Raw genomic sequence first — 19,561 nt, 5'->3', positions numbered from 1 at the left:
CACATAGCTTTACTGGACCTGTGCAAAGTCCGGCTTGTGCGCCTCCAGCACTTCGCCCGGAACCGCGATCAGGCGCGGGACCGAGGTATAGAGCAAGGCCACCTCCACTATCCGGCCCGGAAACGCCACTTCCAGCGCAGCGGCGTATGCCGCCATCTGGCGCAGGACGCCCTTCGGCACTTGCTCCAGACGTTCGGGCGGACGGCGCGCGGTCTTGTAGTCGACAAGGCGAACGCGGCGCGGCTCGACGACCAGACGGTCGATCGTGCCCGCCACCACTTGTCCGCCAACCACGGCAGCTACCGGCACTTCGGCCAGACTTTCGGGGCCGAACAGTTCGGCCCAGGCAGGTTCGTGAACCACCGCGAGCGCACTTGCCAGCATCGCCTCGCGCGCCGCCTCGTCGAGATCGGCGGCATTGCGGGCGAGCCATTGCCAGCCCGCTTCCTCGCGCATGTCCGCCGCCACTTGCGGCAGGCGCTCCAGCAGCTTGTGCACCAGCGTACCGCGCCGCAGGGCATCGCGTCCGGCGCCCGGCGGGAACGGCGGATCGGGCGCATCCTCCTCACCCAGCGCGGACGGCGCGAGCGGGCGCGGCGGGCGCGGTTCGGCAGGCGGAGCGCGCTCCAGCCAGCGCGGCAGCGGCTCGCGCAGCGGCAGTTCGACCCAGCGGACCTCCGGCGGCAGCGGCGCAGGCAGTACGCCATAGTCGCAGCGACTGCCCCAGATCGCGTCCGGCGCCTCCGCCCCATCCGGGAACAGCGTGCGCAGCCGCGCGTACCAGCTCTTCTCGGCAGGTCCGTCCTTGTCGCGCTTGCCCAGCGCGCCGCCGACGAACAGCGCTTCCTCGGCGCGGGTCATGGCGACGTAGAGCAGGCGCCAGTGCTCCTGTTCGTCCCCCTCCCGGTTTTCGGCGATCTGCGCGGCGATGCGGCCGACTTTCTCGTCCTTCGAGAGCGGCGGTAGCGGCACCTTGCGGCGCGTCTCGCGCGGGTCCGTGAGTTCGAAACCGCGTTCGCGCGCCGCCTCGGGATTGCCGGTGGCGTCGGCGAGGATGACGATGGGCGCCTGCAAACCCTTCGAGCCATGCGCGGTCATCACGCGGACAAGGCCCTGCGCCGCGTCCGCCTCGCGCTTCAGTTCTCCGTCGCCCGCATCGAACCATGCGAGGAAGCCCGCAAGGCTTGGCGTATCGGTCATGACATAGGCCTGCGCGGCGTTGATCAGTTCATCGATCGGATCGTTGGCCTCACTACCGAGCCGCGCCACCAGCTTGCGTCGTGCCTGCCACGGGCCCACCAGCAACCAATGCAGCATCGCCTGAGGCGGCGCATAGTCCGCCAAGGCCAGCAGCGCGCCCAGTTGTTGCAGCACGGCCGAGACTTCAGGGTCATACTGCGTGCGCAAATGGTCCCAGAGCCGCACGCGCTTTTCGCGGTGGCCGAAGCGCAGCAATTGCGCCTGACTCCAACCCACCAGCGGTGAGACCAGCAGGCTGGCGAGCGTCAGGTCGTCAAGCGGCTGCACCGCGAAGCGCAGCGCCGCGATCAGGTCCTTCACCGCCAGCGGCGCGCCAAGGCGCAGGCGGTCGACGCCCGCCACCGGCACACCCGCGGCATGGAGCCGTGCAACGATCAGGCCCGCCAGTTCCTTGCGCTGACGCACCAGCACCATGATGTCGCCCGCTCCGGCGCGGCGCGACTTGCCCTTGTGCAGCGCGAAGCCGGGACCGCTCGGATCCAGCCACGTCTTGACCTGCTGTGCGATCCGCTCGGCCATCTGCCGGTCCGGCCGCGAGAGCCAGTTGGGCTGCGCGCCGTCGTTGTCGTCGGTTTCGAGCGGCTCTTCCTCGTCGAATTCTTCCGCGACCGGCTGCCAGAGCGCGACATAGCCCGGGCGTTCCTGCCCGACATGGCGCTCGGCAGGACGGTCGAGGCCGAAACTGGCATGGCCGATGCCGCCGATCGCCTCGTCCACGAAGTCCAGTACGTGCTGTGCGGTGCGGAAGCTGCGATCTAGCCCCAATTCGACAAGCCGGCGCGGCGCGAATCGGCTGCGCAACATTTCGGCATTGCCCGCAGCATCCTCCATCAAACCGCGTACGCGGTCGGCGGCGCGGCGGAAGTTCTCCGGGCTGGTACCCTGAAAGCGGAAGATTGCCTGCTTGTAGTCACCCACCACGAAGAGCGTGCGCATCGTTTCCACGTAGCGTTCTTCGTGCTGGCCAAGGCCCGCCCAGAACTCCTCCGCCATGGCGAAGACGATGTCCCACTGCGCGGCATTGGTGTCCTGCGCCTCGTCGACAAGGATGTGGTCGAAGCGGCGGTCCAGTTTGTAACGGATCCAGTCGGCCGAGGCCTGACCGCGCAGCAGGTCGGCGGCGCGGCGGATCTGGTCGTCGAAGTCGATCAGGCCTTCGCGCTGCTTGGCCTCGTCCCAGGCAATGGCGAAAGCGCGGCCAAGCCGCAGCGCGGGCACAAGCCTTTCGGCAAGGCCGAGCAGCGCCTTCATCTCACGGATGCGGCCCAGGCATTCGCCGACGCGGATCGCATAGCCCTGGTAATCCGGCTCGAACTTCGCAAGGTTCTTGGCGCTGCGAACCGCATCGTCCTTGGTGAAGAGCGCGCCGTAGACGTCCTCCACCTGCTCCGCCCGGCGCGCGGGTGAGAGCATGAGCCACGGCACCAGCACGTCGGTCGCCTTGTGGGCGGTGGCGGTGTTCCACTCGGCCAGCACTTCGCAGCAGCGCCGCAGCGAACGCACGTCGAAGGCCTCATCCGTGCACATCGCCGCCAGCATGTCCTCCCCGGCGTCACCGGGCAGGCCGAGCAGGCGCAGCACGTGGTCGCGCATGTCTCCCGCCTGCCACGATCCCGGACCGAACCACGCCTCCCGCGCCGAGGCGCAGCGCAGCAGGAAGTCCATCACCGAATCCGGCCCGTGCCGCAGCGAGAATGCGGCAATGGCTTGCAGCAATTGCGCATCGCCGAACGGCGTTTCCTCTGCCTCGACCAGCAGATCGGACAGCACCTGACGTGCCAACAGCGTCCGCTCGCGGTCTTCCATCGGCCGCGCGCCGGGAACGAGCCCTGCTTCAAGTGGGAAGGTCGCCAGCAGCCACTGCGAAAAGGCGTGGATGGTATCGATCCGCAGCCCCCCGCCGGGACAGTCGAGCACGGCCGCGAACAGCGTGCGCGCGCGGCTCATGGTCTCGCGGTCGGTCGGCGCGCCGATGGCTTCAAGCCTCAGGAAAAGCTGGGTTTCCTCCAGCCGCACCCACTCCGCCAAAGTGCCGTTGATACGCGCGGCCATTTCCGTCGCGCCCGCCTTGGTGAACGTCAGGCACAGCACTTGCGACGGCGAGACGCCTTCTTGCAGCAAAAGCCGCAGCACGCGCGAGGACAGCACTTGCGTCTTGCCGGTGCCCGCCGATGCGGAAAGCCATACGCTGTCGCGCGGGTCCACTGCGCGCATCTGGTTGCCGTGAAGCGGATGGACGGCGGCGGGACCGCTCATGCGCCCTCTCCCTCAGTGCCCGATGCGGGACGACTTCCCAGCGATGTGATCCACTCGTCGAGCCGCATAAGCTGGTCGTAATCGGCATAGGAACCGAGTTCGGGATTGAGCCGCGCCGTGAACGGTTCGGTGCCCAGGATCCAGCGATCCAGCGCGTCGTTCAGGAAGTCCTCGGTCCTCGGCATGAACTCATCCGGCGCGATGCCGGATCGCTTGCCGGTTTCCTTGAGCGGCGTGGTGGTGTAGCCGATGGTGTCCTTGTTCTTCGCCATCGACCAGTATTCGAACGCCTCCGCCTCGCCGCGGATCGTGAGGTCCTGAAGGTCCTTGAACCCGCCCGCCTCGGCAATCATCGCAACAAGACCCAGCTGGAGCGCAAAACCTTCCTCCACACGGCGCGTCGAAGGCGGCAAGCCGGTCTTGTAGTCCACAACGCCCAGCTTCCCGTCGGCCAACCGGTCAAGCCGGTCCGCGCGGCCATGGATGCGGATGTCGCGATAGCGCATTTCGCCGCGCGCCTCGGTGGCGATGACGCGGCGGCCGTGGGTCTTGTGGGCAAGCACCATGTCGCGGAACGTATCCAATGCTGCGGACAGACGCGGCCACCAGAGCGCGCGCATCAGCGGATGCGCGTTCTTCTCGGCCAGCACTTGCCGGGCGATGGCGTGAAGTTCGTCCACCGGCTCGCCCGCCAGGTGCCAACGCTCCATGACAAGGTGCGCAACTTCGCCCTTCCACGCCGCGCTCGGCTCGGCATCGAGCGCGTCGAGCCGCGAAAGGCCCAGCACGGCATTGGCGTAGAACTCGTATGGATCGCCGCGCAGCCGGTCGAGCCCGGTCACCGAAAGGTCGACCCGGCGCTGGTCGGCGCCCGGCATCGGCTGCGGGCGCGGGTGCGGCGGTACCGGTGCGGCATCGTCGATCATGCGCGCAAGGCGCAGCGCCTCGCTCTCGACATGGCGCTCGGCCTGTTCGCCCAGCAGCGCCTTGACGCGCAGCACGAAGCGCGACGGGATCACCGGTCCTCCGGCATCGCGCAGCGACCAACTCAGCAGCACCTCGGGCGCGCCAAGCGCCGCCGCCAGATCGTGCGCGGCAAGCCCGATGCGGAAGTCTGCCCCGGGCACGCCGAGCGCGCGCAGTACGGCGGGCGGCAGTAACGCGTCCTGCGAGGGGCTCGCCGGCCAGACGCCTTCGACCAGACCACCGCAGATGACAAGATCGGCGCGGCTCATGCGCGCTTCGAGCAAGCCGTAAATCGAAACGCGCGGATGGCCGCCCCACGGCGGGCGCACCGCCGCGCGGTCCATCACGTCGCGCAGCATGGCATGAAGCTCGCGCGGGTCGAACAGCGTGCCGGCAGAGGCGGCAGCGGCGCGCAGATCCTCGACCATGGCGCTCAGCGCGCGGCCGTCGGGACCGGACCAGATCGCCTCGCCGCACAGCATTTCCGCAGCATCGGCAAGGCGACCAAGCATCGTTGCCAGCGGGTCACCCGTCTCCAGAGCAAAGAGCGGCATGAGCACCGCCTCCACTTCGGCCCACCAGTCGTCCAGTTTGCGCTCTGCGGCGATGCCCGCCAGCGCGGCAAGGCCCCCGCCGGGGCGCGGCCCGCGCAATGCACGGTCAAGCTTGCGCGCATTCTCCAGCCACTGCGCACGCCGTTCTCCGGCACCGGCGAGCGGATGGACCAGCAACGCTATCAGCGGCACCGGCGCGGCCTGATCGGCCATGACTTCGGTGAGCAGCAGCATCAGCCGCCCCGCCGCCGTCTGCGCCAGCGGCAAGCCCGCAGTGTCGTCCGCCGCAATCCCCCAGCGCGTGAGATGCGCCACGACGCGTGCGGCTAGACCGCGATCGGGCGTGATGACCGCCACGCGCCGCTCAGGCACTTCCAGCGCCTCGCGCACGAGAATCGCAATGGCCTGCGCTTCCTGTTCGGGATGTGCGCATTCCATCAGGCGCACGCCCGGCAGGCGGCGCTGTTCAACCGGCAAGTCCACCCAGAGCGTCGAGGCTTGCGGCGGCAGGAACAAGTTGGAAATCACTGTGCTGCGCGAAGGGGCCGAGGCGCCGGGGCCGGATCGGTGCCAGGGCGCCACTTCGCTGCGCGATACGCCCATGCGATTGAGCAGCAGTTTCAGATGATATTGCGGATGCGTCACCGCGTCATTCGGGCCGAACGGCGGATCCTCGGGCTCGACAGGATGTCCGGCAGTGCCGAGTTCATCCCACACGTTCTCGGGCAGCGCGAGATCGAAGTCCGGCAGCACCACGCTGCCTTCGGGCAATTCGCTGACAACGCGCAGCAACCGGGCCAGTGCGGGCGAGGCACTGGTGACACCCGCCGCGACCACCGGGAACGGCGGCGGCGCGGCGCGCCATTCGCGCGCGGCATGCTCGAACAACTGGTTGCGCCGCTCCGGCGCGTCGATCTCGCCGCGTGTCGCCAGTTCCGCCAGCCAGAACTGCTGCACCTTCAGGAACGTGCGCGTATTGTCGGTCCAGTGCCCGGCCATTTCGCCGACAATACCGATCACGCGCTCGCTCATCAGATCGATGGGAGCAATCCCTTCGACCAGCAGCCGATCCATGGTGCGCCCGATTTCCCAGGCACGGCGCAGCAAAGCCGCGCCCTTGCCGGCGGCATCGCCCTCGATCTCGTGCAAGTAGTGGGCGAGACGCAGCCAGCGGCGGGTGGGGTCGGCGGCCGGTGCGATCTCGGCAGCGCCCAGCGGGTCGAGCAGCGGGCCCAGCGTCTCGTCGAGATCGAGATCGCCGACCACCGCCATGCGCGGCAACAGCAGGCCCGGCGTTTCGACCGTGCCTGCATGGCGCACGAAAGCCTCGGTCACCGTGCGCACCGCGCGGCGGCTGGGCAGCAGCAGGGTCAGCCGGGCAAGGCCAAGCTCGCCCTGCCCGTAGCGCGGCGCGAGTCCAGCTACGAGGGCATCGGCGAAACCACGATGGGCAGCAATCGAATAGACTTTCGGCCCTGCCCTGTCAGGCACGGGTCAGCCATTCCTCGGTGGGCCTGATGGCCCCGGGTTCGCCCACTTCGAACCACAGGCCGGTGTGGACGATGCCGAAAAGACGGCCCTCCTCGATGGCGCGGCTCCACAGCAGGTTGGTGGAGAACGGCCCTTCCGGCGCGTCGCGCAGCAGGCGCTTGGACACGAGCTGGATACCCGAATAGATGAATGGCGCCACGCGCCCTTGCTGGCGGCGGCTGACACGGCCCGCAGGATCGAGATGGAAGTCGCCCTCGCCCCGGTAGTTCATCGCGCGCGGGTGCGGCACCATCAGCAGCAGCGCGTCCATCGCCGCCTCGTCCCACCCAAGCGAAAGCTCGTGGAACACATCGACCGGGCCATCAAGCCAGATATTGTCGCTGTTGAGGCAGAAGAACGTCTCGGGCAGCAGCGGGGCCGCCTTGACCATGCCGCCGCCGGTTTCCAGCAGCTGCTCGCGCTCGTCCGAAACAGTGATCGCCGGGCCCTTGCGTCGCACCTTGAGGTGACCTTCAAGCGCGTCGGCAAGATAGTGGACATTGACCACCGCCTTCGTGACGCCCGCCGCATCCAGCTTATCGAGCGTATGGTCGATCATCGACTTGCCCGCCACGCGCACCAGCGGCTTGGGCTGGGTGGCGGTAAGAGGCCGCATCCGCTTGCCGAGACCGGCGGAAAGCACCATCGCCGTGTCGCTGGCGAGCGGAAGGGTGTTCATACCGCAAAGCTCCCGCCGTTGGTCACGCGCAGTTCGTCCGGCACATTGGCATCGAACCAGTGCGCCACCGGTTCCAGCGCAGGATGGGCAAGATCGCGCTCAAGCTGCGCCCAGACGCGCGGAATCAGGTCGAGGTAGCGGGGCTTGCCGTCACGCTTGAACAGGCGCACGAAAATGCCCACGATCTTGGTGTTCCGCTGCGCGCCGAGGCGGGCATAGTCGGCCAGGAAGGTCTCGCCATCGACGCCGGTCGCGCGCAGATAATGGTCGAACATCTCCGCCTCCAGCTCGGGCGAGACATCGCGCCGCGCGTCTTGCAGCAGCGAGACGAGGTCATAGGCCGGGTGGCCGACTAGCGCGTCCTGAAAATCGAGCAGACCCTGCTTTTCCAGCGCGCCGAGCAGCATGATGTTTTCAGCATGATAATCGCGCAGCACGGTCACGCCGGGGCGCTGGCGGGGCAGCATTTCGCCCAGCACGCTCTCCCACGCGGCGGTGAAACCGGCGGCATCGAGCTGCAGCCCCTGCAACGGGCCATACCATTCGAGGAACAGCCGCACCTCGCGCTGATACTCGCTCATCGAATAGTCGAGGAACGGCCCGGCCGGCAGGCGGTGCAACTGCACCAGCGCATCGACCGCGCCCTTGTAGATCGCGCGCTCGTCATCCGGCCACTGGTCGATGTAATCGCGCATGCGCGCATCGCCGAAGTCTTCCATCAGCACGAGGCCACGGTCGGCCCGCTCGGCGAGGATGCGCGGCGGGCGCATACCATTGGCGTCAAGCCAGCGCGCGGCGCGCAAGAAGGGCTGCGGATCCTCGGTAGGCGGCGGCGCGTCCATCAGCATCGCGCATTCGCCGTTCGTTCCGCGTACGCGGAAGTAACGGCGGAACGAAGCATCGCCGACCAGCGGCTCTACGGCGGCGCCGTGCCATCCGGCATCGGCAAGGAAGGGTTCGAGGCCCTCGGGGAGATTGGCGGGAATCGTGCTCATTTCGGGATTCGCCCTACCCAATCCGTACCGGCTTCGACAATGGCGATCCTGCCCTCTTCCTCAACTTCCAGCGTAATCGAGAGGCAACCCGGCTCATGTGCAAAGCCGCCGGCATGATCCGGCCACTCGGCGATCAGCGCGGCGCCCTGCCGATAGTCGTCGAGACCGATCTCGTCGGCCTCCGAAGGATGCTTGAGCCGGTAGAAATCGGCATGGACCAGCGGCAGCCGCACGGCCGGGGGATCGTAGACCTCGACGATGGCGAAACTGGGCGATGGAACGTCGCCCTCGTGCCCCAGACCGGCGATGATCGCGCGGGCCAGCGTGGTCTTGCCCGCGCCAAGGCCACCTTCCAGCGCCACCACGTCGTCGGGCCGCAAAACCTCGGCAATGGCGCGGCCAAAGCGGTCCATCGCCGCGAGATCGGGAAGCGCGATTTTCATTCCGGCAGCTCCACCAAGGCACTCGTCCCTTTCCCGCGCTCCGACACCAGCCGCAGCGCGCCGCCATGCGCCTCGACCAACTGGCGGGCGAGCGGCAGGCCGAGGCCTTGGCTGCGCTCCACCGTCCGACCGTCTGCACTCTGCTTCATGCCGTCGAGCGCGAGCGCGAGATTGCGGCCATCCATGCCCTGCCCGCGATCCTGCACGAGGATCTGAAGCACATCCTCCCCGTCTCCGCCCTCCGATTTGCGGCGTGCGATCTGGACCAGAATGCGCTGGCCGCGGCGCGAGGCGGCGATGGCATTGTCGACAAGATGGCCGATCGCCCGCGCCAGTCGGCGGCGATCCCCCTGGAACGGGCGCAGCAAGCCATCGGCGCGCAAGTCCAGCACCAGCCCGGCACGTTCAAGCCGCGCCGCCCGCTCTTCCACCACCCCGCGGATGAAGGGCATCGGGTCGATCTCCTCCTTCTTGAGCGGCAGCAGACCGGCCTCGCTCTGCGAGAGATCGAGCAGGCTGTCGATATGCTCGCCAAGCTGGTCAACCGAAGCGAGGATCGCGGCGACATATTCGTGCCCACCGGGATCGAGTGAGCCGCCCACGCCCGCTTCCAGCAGTTCGGCAAAACCGCCGATGGAAGTGAGCGGGGTGCGCAATTCGTAGCTGATCTTGGCAAGGAAGCGCGTCTTGATCGCGTCGGCCTCGATCAGTGCTTCGTTACTCTCGCGCAGGGCCGCCTCGGCCTTTTGCGAGTCGGTGATATCGAGCACGGCCAGCAGGCCATTGCCGTCCGGCAGCGGCACGCCCGCATATTCGAGCATGCGCCCATCGGCGAGCACGGTTCGGCCGCCCTTCTGCACCCGGTCGAGCGCGGCGGAGCGCACGACATTGCCCACGGTTTCCGCTTCGGTCGGACGCTTGAGGCGCGGGGCGATCTTCTTGAGCAGCGCCTCGACATGCGGGTGCGTGTCGAGGAAGTCGTTCTCCAGCCCCCAATCGGCGGCGAAACGGCGGTTCCACAACTGCATGCGGCCATCGGGCGCGAAGACCGCAATCGATTCGAACAGACTGTCGAACGTCGCGGTGCGCGTGCGCAGCAGCGTGTCGCGGACGGCGGAGAGGCGAAGCTGCTCGGTCCGATCCTCGGCAATCAGCAGCAGGCCGCCATCGGGCAGCGGCTGGGCTACGATGCGCAAGTGCGAACCGTCGGAAAGCGTCCACGCCTCTTCATGGCTTTCGCTGGAGGCGAACCAGGCCGCCTTCTCGCGCCGCCAGGCGGGAAAGTCGCGCGCTTCGGGAACGCGTCCCGCATCGCGCGCGGCGTCGAGCAGCCGTTCGAACAGCGGCGGATCCTGCAAGGCGCCCTGCGTCAGCTTGAATATGCGCTGGAACGGCTGGTTGGCGAAGCTGAGGCGCTTGCGCCCGTCGAACTGGGCGACACCGGCTGAAAGCTGGTCGAGCAGCGCGCGCTGGGCATCGCGGAACGCGCGGAACGAGCGCGACATCTCTTCCAGATCCTCGATGTCGACGGCATAACCGGCAACCCCGTCCTCGCCCAGCGGCAGGTCGCTCACGCGCATGGCGCGGCGCTGGCCGTTGATCGTGGTGGAAACGATGCGCTGGATCGGCGCACCCTTCTGCGCCGCTACCCGCGCGACTTGGGCGGGGCCCACACCGTCGACGATCTCGACCAGTTCGGTGCCTGCGGCCACCACGGACTGCGCGCTCTCCCCGCCGACGGCGGTGACATAGGCGGAATTGACCAGTTGCAATTCGCCGTCGGGACGGCGGAACCACATCGGCATCGGCGCCGCCTCGATCAGCGAGACGAGTGCCGTAAAGTCTCCGCGCGCACGCGTGGCTTCCTCACGCAGGCGGCTCAGTTCGCCCTCGCTGTCGGAAAAGTCGAAGGCCCAGACCAGCGCAGCGCCGCCGGGCGAGACTTGCGGATCGGCCAGATGCCCCCGCAGTGCCAGCGAGCGCGACGAATTGCGCGGGGTGACGACCATGCGGAACGGCGTTGCGGTCTTCTGCGTGCGGCGCACCGCCTCGGTCAGTTCGGCCACCTTGTCGGCCGGCAGCCCCCGGTCGCCGCCATCAAGTTCCGTGAGGAACTGCGGCACGGTCTCGAAGCCCAGCCACTGCGCGAGGCGCGGGCTGGCCTCGATCCGTCCATCGGAGCGCACCAGCAGCGGGATCGCGGGCGATTCCTCGACCATGCGGGCCAGCCTGCGGGCAGAACGCAACTGCGCCTCGGCGCGTTTCTGGCGGCCTCTCGCGGAGAGCACGGCCCAAGCCGCCGCCAGCATCCAGGCAGCAAGTAGCAGGCCGACGATGAGGGGTACGAGGCGTTCCTTGTCCATTCGCCCTTGGCTATGATGCGCCGGAACTACAAAGACAATGGGGAGAGTACCGCAGTGCCGGTACTCTCCCCATGTTGTTCGCGGGTTGTGTATGACTTCCGCGCTTCTTTTCACCGTCGCCCCCGCGAAGGCGGGGGCCCGCTTGTTCTGCGGGCAAGAAAGGAAGAAGGAAGCGGGGTCCCCGCTTTCGCGGGGACGACGGAGCTTAATGGCGACCCGTAGAGATCGACCCCAAACCCCGCCCACACTTAAATCAATAGCGGTAGTGGTCCGGCTTGTACGGGCCAGCTTCCGGCACACCGATGTAGTCGGCCTGCTTCTTCGAAAGCTTGGTGAGCTTCACGCCCAGCTTGTCGAGGTGAAGCGCGGCGACCTTCTCGTCGAGGTGCTTGGGCAGCACGTAGACGCGGTTCTCGTACTCGTCGTTCTTGGCGAAGAGTTCGATCTGCGCGAGCGTCTGGTTGGTGAAGCTGGACGACATCACGAAGCTGGGGTGGCCGGTGGCGCAGCCCAGGTTCACCAGGCGGCCCTTGGCCAGCACGATGATCTGCTTGCCGTCCGGGAAGGTGACGAGGTCGGTGCCCGGCTTGACTTCCTTCCAGTCGTAATTGTCGAGCGCCGAGATCTGGATCTCGCTGTCGAAGTGGCCGATGTTGCAGACAATCGCCTTGTCGCGCATGGCTTCCATGTGCTCGCCGGTGATGACGGCTTCGTTGCCGGTGGCGGTGACGAAGATGTCGCAACGCTTCACGGCGTCTTCCATGGTCACGACTTCATAGCCTTCCATGGCGGCCTGCAGCGCGCAGATCGGGTCGATTTCGGTGACCATCACGCGGGCGCCGCCGTTGCGGAGCGAAGCGGCCGAACCCTTGCCGACGTCGCCGAAGCCGGCAACGCAGGCGACCTTGCCGGCCAGCATCACGTCGGTGGCGCGACGGATCGCGTCGACCAGCGATTCCTTGCAACCGTAGAGGTTGTCGAACTTCGACTTGGTGACCGAATCGTTCACGTTGATCGCGGGGAACGGCAGCTTGCCGTCCTTGGCGAGGTGATAGAGGCGATGAACGCCGGTGGTGGTCTCTTCCGAAACGCCCTTGATGGCCTTGACCGAGGCGGTCAGGTAGCCCGGACGTGCCTTGAGGAAGGCGTTTAGCGCGCGGACGAACTCGATTTCCTCGGCGTTCGAAGGCTCGAACAGCGGCTCACCGGCTTCGACGCGGGCGCCCCAGAGCGCGAACATGGTGGCATCGCCGCCATCGTCGAGGATCAGGTTGGCGGTCTGGTCGGGATTCTCTTCCGTCGACCAGTCAAAGATCTTGCCCACGTAATCCCAGTAATCGGCCAGCGATTCACCCTTGATCGCGTAGACCGGGATACCGGCGGCAGCGATGGCGGCAGCGGCGTGATCCTGAGTGGAGAAGATGTTGCAGGTGGCCCAGCGCACGTCGGCGCCGAGAGCGACCAGCGTCTCGATCAGCACGGCGGTCTGGATCGTCATGTGCAGCGAGCCGGTGATGCGCGCGCCCTTGAGCGGCTGCGACGCACCGAATTCCTCGCGCAGCGCCATCAGGCCCGGCATTTCGGTTTCAGCGATGGCGATCTCGGTACGGCCGAAATCGGCAAGCGAGATGTCGGTAATGGCGTAGTCGGGGGCGGTGGTCGTGGCCACGGGCGCGAACTCCTGGAAGTGTTGCCTTTACGGCCCCCGCACCGGAATGGCGAAGGGCGCCGCGATGGTGCCGTCCCTACCCGCTCGCTCGGCCGGAAGCAAATATAAAGATATCTTTATATCTGATTTTTATCGCGCGCCGGCGCACCCCTGAAACGCAAGAAAGGGGCGGCAGACCGCAGTCTCCCGCCCCTTTCTTCATTGCGCGTCGAGTTTACGCGAGATCGAAACGATCCGCGTTCATCACTTGCGTCCACGCGGCCACGAAGTCCCGCACGAACTTCTTGCCCGCGTCGGCGGCGGCATAGACTTCGCTGATTGCGCGAAGCTGCGAGTTGGAGCCGAACACCAGATCGGTGCGCGTTGCCGTCCACTTCTGCTGGTTGCTGACGCGGTCGGTGCCGATGAAAGTCTCATCCGCCTCGTCGTCAACCTGCTTCCAGGCGGTCTTCATATCGAGCAGATTGACGAAGAAGTCGTTCGTCAACTGCCCTTCGCGGGTCGTGAAGACGCCATCCTTCGAACCGCCGAAGTTGGCGCCCAGCACACGCAGGCCGCCGACGAGCACCGCCATCTGCGGAGCGCTGAGGCCCAGCAGTTGCGCACGGTCCACCAGCAGTTCCTCGGTCGGCACGTTGTAGGGAACCTGGATGTAATTGCGGAATCCATCCACGCGCGGTTCCAGCACCGCGAAACCGTGCACGTCGGTCTGTTCCTGCGTGGCATCGACGCGGCCGGGAACGAAAGGAACCTCGATCGGCGTACCGGCATCGGCCGCCGCCTTCTCGATCCCGACGCCGCCGCCGAGCACGATCAGGTCGGCAATCGAGACCGACTTGCCGGCACCGGCCTTGATGTCCTCATAGACCTTGAGGACCTTGGCCAGCTTGGCAGGCTCGTTGACTTCCCAGTCCTTCTGCGGAGCAAGTCGGATGCGCGCGCCATTGGCACCGCCGCGATGGTCCGAACTGCGGTAGGTCACCGCCGAGGCCCATGCTGTGGAGACCAGTTCGGCAACCGACAAGCCCGATGCACGGATCTTGTCCTTCAGCGCTGCAACATCTGCCGCGCCGATCGGTGCGCCGTCCGCCTTGGGCAGCGGGTCCTGCCAGACGAAGTCCTCCGCCGGCACATCGGCGCCGAGGTAGCGCGCCTTCGGGCCCATGTCGCGGTGGCAGAGCTTGAACCAGGCCTTGGCGAACTGATCCTCCAGCCATGCCGGTTCGGCGCGGAAGCGTTCGAGGATCTTGCGGTATTCGGGGTCCGCCTTGAACGCCATGTCTGCGGTCGTCATCAGCGTCGGCAGGCGCCGGTCCGGGCTGTGTGCACCGGGCGCCATGTCTTCGGGCTTCTGGTTCACTGGCTGCCATTGCTGCGCACCGGCGGGGCTGTGCACCAGTTCGTACTCATAATCGAGCAGCATGTGCAGGAAGCTCATGTCCCATTGAGTGGGCGTGGGCGTCCAGGCACCTTCGAGGCCGGAGGTGATCGTGTGATCGCCGAATCCGCTCTCATGACCGCTCAGCCAGCCGAGGCCTTGCTGCGCAATATCAGCGCCCTCCGGTTCGAGGCCGACCTTGGCGGCATCGCCCGCGCCGTGACACTTGCCGAAAGTATGGCCGCCCACGGTGAGTGCGGCGGTCTCGATATCGTCCATGCCCATGCGGGCGAACGTCTCGCGCACGTCGCGCGCCGATCCGATCGGGTCGGCATTACCGCCCGGGCCTTCCGGATTGACGTAGATCAGGCCCATCTGGATGGCCGCGAGCGGATTTTCGAGAACCATTTCCTTCTCGGGCTGGATGCGGGTTTCGGCGCCCTGCCCGACCCATTGCTCCTCGGTGCCCCAGTAAACGGCAATTTCGGGCTCATAGACGTCGGCACGGCCGCCGCCGAAGCCCAGCACCGGTGCACCCATCGATTCGAAGGCCACATTGCCGGCCAGGATCATCAGGTCCGCCCAGGAGAGCTTCTCGCCATACTTCTGCTTCACCGGCCAGAGCAGGCGACGCGCCTTGTCGAGATTGGCGTTGTCAGGCCAGGAATTGAGCGGCGCGAACCGCTGGTCGCCCGCACCGGCACCGCCGCGACCGTCACCGATGCGATAGGTGCCGGCACTGTGCCAGGCCATGCGGATGAAGAACGGACCATAGTGGCCATAGTCCGCCGGCCACCACGGCTGGCTGTCGGTCATCAGCGCGGTAAGGTCAGCCTTGACCGCAGCAAGGTCGAGCGACTTGAAGGCGGTGGCATAGTCGAAATCCGGGTCCATCGGGCTGGGGCTGACGCCGCCCTGCCGCAGAATGTCCAGACTGAGCTGGTTCGGCCACCAGTCACGGTTGGTGCGTCCGAGGAGCGATCGCACGGGTTCGCCGTGCATCGGGCAGCCACTGGTCTTCGCGTCCATGGGTTCTCTCCTTGTTGATCCTCTTCCCGGCCTTGTCGATCCCTGCTTCGGGGATTCAGGTCACGAGGTCGGTATGTGAAGGCCTGACGATCAGCCGCAGCAAACGGGGTGCCGCAACAACAGGCTCCCGCATGAAAGACGTGTCGAAAATCCTGAGACCCCTGGCCATGGGTCGCTCCCGGAATCGTCTGCCAACGGCGGGAGAGTGCCAGAATCCGACAGGCGATCAAAGGCCGTATTGTACTGATCGGTCATGCATAATTCCGATCATCAATCGAGAAGGATTAGATGAAGGCACCATGGCGGACGCGCGCGACGGGCGGATGACAAAGTCGGTTTCGACTCATCCCGCGCACAAAACGACCTGCCGCCGGGGATGTCCATCCGGGGTGTTTTCCGCCTCCTGTCGCGCTCGGTGGTGACTTGGCACAGGAGGCGGAAAATCGGCGCTGCAAGAACCCCGACGCTTCAGGACCTTGCAACGCACTCCCTTGCGGGCAGCCGGGAACCCGACTGCCGCGAAACGAATGAACTTGCGAGCGGGCTCGTAGCGACCCGCCGCGAAAAGACAAAGGGAATCGGCATCCTGTCGCGTTAACCCGCCATCGTTTCAGCGATGGCACTCGGAAAAGCGCATGCCGTAGTCGCGTTTCCTCCCCTTCAGGACGCCGAACGTCCCTTGGCTTGCTGTTGCCGCCAAATATTACAGGGATAAGACGATAATCTTGCCCCTTAAGTCAAGGTGTTTCGAAAAACTCATCCTTTAGAGCATCATGCGCCAAATTATAATTTACGCTCGTAGTTAAATTGGGAACGAAATCGAAAAATCCGGACGATTTTTAGCACTCGCCTTCTGGATCTCAGCCAGATGGGTAGCGAATGAACCCAGCCGACAAGGAACCGCAAATCACCAAACTATAAAACCTGCAATATCCGTCAATTTCAGGCGCCGGACGTGCCATGGGTATCGCCGCCTGTGAAAGATAAATTCCGTATCAAAACGTTGATAAGCCTTTACATGCGTTTTGGCGGTCCGAGCAGACATGGATAAAGCCTCGCAATGGCTGACAGCGATCACAATTGGCGCTTATGGGGTGAGCGCGATCCTTATTACGCGGTTCTCACCCACGCCCGCTTTCGCAGCGGCAATATCGATGCAAACCGGCAGCATTTCTTCGAGAGCGGACAGGCATTCGTGGCACATTGGGTTGCGCAGATCGAACGGCATTTCGGTGCCTTGCCGCGCGAACGCGCGCTGGATTTCGGGTGCGGCGTTGGACGGCTGACCATTCCGCTGTCCGAGCACTTCGGCGCGGTCGTCGGGCTCGATATTGCGCCGGCCATGCTGGAAGAAGCCCGTCGCAACAGCGAAGGCCGGCAAATCGATTATCTCCTGTCCGACGACACGCTTTCGCGGGTCGAGGGGACGTTCGACTTCGTGAATAGCTGCATCGTGTTTCAGCATATCCCGGTCGCACGCGGCATGGTACTTCTCAGCCAGTTGCTTGAGCGCGTGCGGCCCGGCGGTGGATGTCTCATCCAGCTCTCCACGAAGCGCAATCAAAGCCTCTGGCACAAACTGGGCTATCATATTCGCCATATCGTTCCTGGTGGACAGGCGGTGCTGAACCTGCTCGGCGGCAGGGCAGCCGACACGCCTGTAATGCAGATGAACGAGTATCCATTGGATGCCGTTCTTCGCCTGTTTCACGAAAAGGGTTTTGGCGAGATACTGGTGCGCTACGAAGATCATGACGGCACCGACGCTGCAATGCTTTGTGCACGCCGGCATTGACGGGCTAGCCGGACCGCCCAGATCAGGGCAGCACCGTCTGCAAAAGCAGTACGAGCACACCCGCCGCGGCCACGTAGCCGAGGCAAATCGGAACCGTGTTCGCAAGTGTTTCTCCCTCGCGTCCAACAAGGCCGACCGTCGCCGTGCCTGCAACGATATTGTGCGGCGCGATGATGTTGCCGATCGCGGACCCCACACTCTGCCCTGCAAGCGCCAACCCATGCGGCATGCGCACGGCATCTGCGGCCGCGACCTGGAAATTGGCAAAGATGATGTTCGAAGCGGTCCCCGATCCCGTCACGAACGAGCCGAGCGCGCCCACCAGCGGCACCGCCAGCGGCCAAAGTCGGCCGAACAGCGTGGTCACACCCACGGCCAGCGCATCGATCAGCCCGCCATGGACCATGAAACGTGCCAGTGTCAGCACCGCCACCAGCGCGATGGCGACTTGCGGCAGCCGCCGCGCCGCCGCGACCATGGAGGTGCCGACCAGTCGCGGCGACGAGCGATGGACCACCGCCGTCACCAGAAACGCCGCCATCAGCATCGTGCCGGGATGATAGAACGGCAGCATCACGTCGCCAAAGCCGGTTCCGTATGTCCATTCGATACGATCGGCCCGCAGCGCCGTGCGCAGCGGACCGATCAGGCGACTGCCGAGGATCAGCACCACCAGCACGATGTACGGCAGCCCCGCCATCAGCACAGCCATGACGCCCGGCCCTGAGCGGCTGGAAGCGGAAGGCCCCCGCCGCAGCCACGCGACGAACAGCGCACCGCCCAGCAATGCGCCACCCAGCGCCGGCAGTTCCGCTCCCGACAGCATGGCGACCACTGCCGCCGCGCCGAAGAAGCACACGGCAGCGACGAGAGCGAAACGCCGCGCCATCGGCGTGGCGTCATTACCTCCGGCCGCTCCTGCTATCGCCGGCCCGACCGCCGCGTAGCGCACGACCAGCAAGGTCATGACCCAGCCGAGGCAGGCGTGGAGCAGCAAGATCTCCAGAGCCAGTCGCCGCTCGTCGAGCAGACCGGCCTCCAGCAGCGGCACCATCGGCGCGCCTACGGCTCCGAACGACACCGCAACGACATGGCCCAGCAGCGCCGTCAATACCGCGCGCGAAGGCGAAACCCCCAGCGCCACCAGCATGGGCGCCAGGATGGCAACCGGCGTACCGAAACCCGAGGCACCTTCGAGGAACAGCGCGAAAAACCAGCCCAGCAACAGCGCCGTCGCCGCCGGACTATCGGAGATCGAGGACAGCCAATTGCCGATCACGCCCGTGGCGCCGGTGTGGGTCTGGTACTCGTGGATCGAGAGCGCGGGAAAGATGATCCACAGGATCGTCGCAGCCGTGAAGGCCGCCTCCAGAATGGGGCCTGCAAGATCCGCCGGAGTTTCGCCGAACTGGAAAACCACGACCGCCACGGTTGCCGCCGCGACCGCTGCCACGGTCCCCGCCACGGCCGCCGACCAACGCAGCACAGTCATCAACAGCACCAGGAGGAGGATCGGAAGGATCGCGAATCCTGCCACGGGTCAGCCCCGGCGTTCGACCTGGACCGGATGAAGCGGCACGCCCGTGTCCTCGAACGCGCTGATATTGGCGATGGTGGTGCCGGCGATGGCTGTCATCGCCTCCCGCGTGAAGAACCCTTGATGCCCGGTAATGAGCACGTTGGGGAAGGTCATCAACCGCACGAAGACATCGTCGCGGATCACCTGTTCGGACAGGTCCTCGAAGAACAGGTCTTCCTCCTCCTCGTAGACGTCGAGCCCGACGTAACCGATCCGCCCGCTCTTGAGCCCGTGGATTACCGCGCGCGCATCCATCACCGCGCCGCGGCTGGTGTTGATCAGCATGACGCCGTCCCTCATCGCCCCAATCGCCGCACGGCCGATCAGATGGTGCGTATCCGGTGTGAGCGGGCAATGGAGCGTGATGATGTCGCACATCGCGAAGAGTTCATCGCGCGGCACATAGCGGCCACCGATGGCTGTCAGTTCCGCTGTCTCGAACGGATCGCTCGCCACCACCTCGCAGCCGAAGCCCTTGAGGATCCGGGCGACGTTGATGCCGATCTTGCCGGTACCGATCACCCCGGCGACCTTGCCCTTGAGGTCGAAGCCCAGCAGGCCTTCCAGCGCGAAGTTGCCTTCCCGCACGCGGGCGTAGGCCTTGTGGATCTTGCGGTTGAGCGTGAGGATCAGCGCCACCGCATGTTCGGCAATGGCGTCGGGCGAATAGGCGGGCACGCGGCCAATTTCGATGTTCAGATCGCGCGCTGCGTCCAGATCGACATTGTTGAAACCGGCGCTGCGCAGCGCGATCAGGCGGGTGCCCTGTCCGGCCAGAATGTCCAACTCGGCCCGGCCGAGATGGTCGTTAACGAAAGCACAGATGCAGTCGTGTCCGCGCGCCAGATCGGCGGTCGTCACATTGAGCCGGGACTCGTACCACGAGAAGGCATGCCGCCCTCCGGTGGCCTCGTTTGCCTGCTCCAGGAATTCACGGTCGTAGGGTCTCGTGCTGAAAACGGCGATCTTCACGCGAGTTCTCCAGAAGCCATGACGAATTCGAAGGGAGACAGGTATTTACCTGACAAACCGCGCGGCCGCTGTCGCCTGTCATCGACGATATGT

At 65.8% G+C, this 19,561-nt stretch carries 11 protein-coding genes; 1 reads left to right on the top strand and 10 read right to left on the bottom strand.

The features are described 5' to 3' along the window. Positions 1 to 9: 9 nt before the first annotated feature. From addA to katG, 8 genes are all read right to left on the bottom strand, one after another. Positions 10 to 3,516 (bottom strand): double-strand break repair helicase AddA, encoded by a 3,507-nt coding sequence (addA, locus tag AC1VVK_RS16795; RefSeq protein WP_482903875.1) that lies wholly within the window; start codon positions 3,514 to 3,516, stop codon positions 10 to 12. After that, complete coding sequence (gene addB, locus AC1VVK_RS16790; RefSeq protein ID WP_482903874.1) at positions 3,513 to 6,527, bottom strand: double-strand break repair protein AddB; 3,015 nt, start codon at positions 6,525 to 6,527, stop codon at positions 3,513 to 3,515. The genes addA and addB overlap by 4 nt, the downstream gene beginning before the upstream one ends. Continuing rightward, positions 6,520 to 7,245, bottom strand: a complete 726-nt coding sequence (locus AC1VVK_RS16785; protein ID WP_482903873.1) for a nucleotidyltransferase family protein — start codon at positions 7,243 to 7,245, stop codon at positions 6,520 to 6,522. The genes addB and AC1VVK_RS16785 overlap by 8 nt, the downstream gene beginning before the upstream one ends. After that, the gene (locus AC1VVK_RS16780) at positions 7,242 to 8,240 is read right to left on the bottom strand and encodes an aminoglycoside phosphotransferase family protein (protein WP_482903872.1); all 999 of its coding nucleotides are present in this window, start codon (positions 8,238 to 8,240) and stop codon (positions 7,242 to 7,244) included. Before AC1VVK_RS16780 ends, AC1VVK_RS16785 begins: the two co-directional genes overlap by 4 nt. Next, a complete protein-coding gene (gene tsaE / locus AC1VVK_RS16775) occupies positions 8,237 to 8,683 on the bottom strand; it encodes a tRNA (adenosine(37)-N6)-threonylcarbamoyltransferase complex ATPase subunit type 1 TsaE (RefSeq protein ID WP_482903871.1) in 447 nt (148 codons plus the stop codon). The genes AC1VVK_RS16780 and tsaE overlap by 4 nt, the downstream gene beginning before the upstream one ends. Further along, a complete protein-coding gene (locus AC1VVK_RS16770; RefSeq protein WP_482903870.1) occupies positions 8,680 to 11,046 on the bottom strand; it encodes a PAS domain-containing sensor histidine kinase in 2,367 nt (788 codons plus the stop codon). Before AC1VVK_RS16770 ends, tsaE begins: the two co-directional genes overlap by 4 nt. A gap of 253 nt (positions 11,047 to 11,299) precedes the next feature. Beyond that, positions 11,300 to 12,715: an adenosylhomocysteinase gene (gene ahcY, locus AC1VVK_RS16765; RefSeq protein WP_132385050.1), complete on the bottom strand. Its 1,416-nt coding sequence runs from the start codon at positions 12,713 to 12,715 to the stop codon at positions 11,300 to 11,302. Positions 12,716 to 12,929: 214 nt separating this feature from the next. Continuing rightward, a complete protein-coding gene (gene katG / locus AC1VVK_RS16760; RefSeq protein ID WP_482903869.1) occupies positions 12,930 to 15,122 on the bottom strand; it encodes a catalase/peroxidase HPI in 2,193 nt (730 codons plus the stop codon). Between the two features lie 1,060 nt (positions 15,123 to 16,182). On the opposite strand from katG, the gene AC1VVK_RS16755 reads away from it, so the two are divergent. After that, positions 16,183 to 16,917: a class I SAM-dependent methyltransferase gene (locus AC1VVK_RS16755; protein ID WP_482903868.1), complete on the top strand. Its 735-nt coding sequence runs from the start codon at positions 16,183 to 16,185 to the stop codon at positions 16,915 to 16,917. 22 nt (positions 16,918 to 16,939) lie between these two features. Here AC1VVK_RS16755 and AC1VVK_RS16750 read toward each other — a convergent pair whose 3' ends face one another. Both AC1VVK_RS16750 and AC1VVK_RS16745 read right to left on the bottom strand, forming a co-directional pair. Then, complete coding sequence (locus AC1VVK_RS16750) at positions 16,940 to 18,454, bottom strand: L-lactate permease (RefSeq protein ID WP_482903867.1); 1,515 nt, start codon at positions 18,452 to 18,454, stop codon at positions 16,940 to 16,942. Positions 18,455 to 18,457: 3 nt separating this feature from the next. Further along, positions 18,458 to 19,468, bottom strand: a complete 1,011-nt coding sequence (locus AC1VVK_RS16745) for a 2-hydroxyacid dehydrogenase (RefSeq protein WP_482903866.1) — start codon at positions 19,466 to 19,468, stop codon at positions 18,458 to 18,460. Positions 19,469 to 19,561: the final 93 nt, after the last annotated feature.

This window comes from Novosphingobium sp. BL-S-32 (assembly GCF_056857055.1).
Note: the sequence above shows the minus strand (reverse complement) of the source record. Positions and strands in the feature narration are given on the sequence as shown.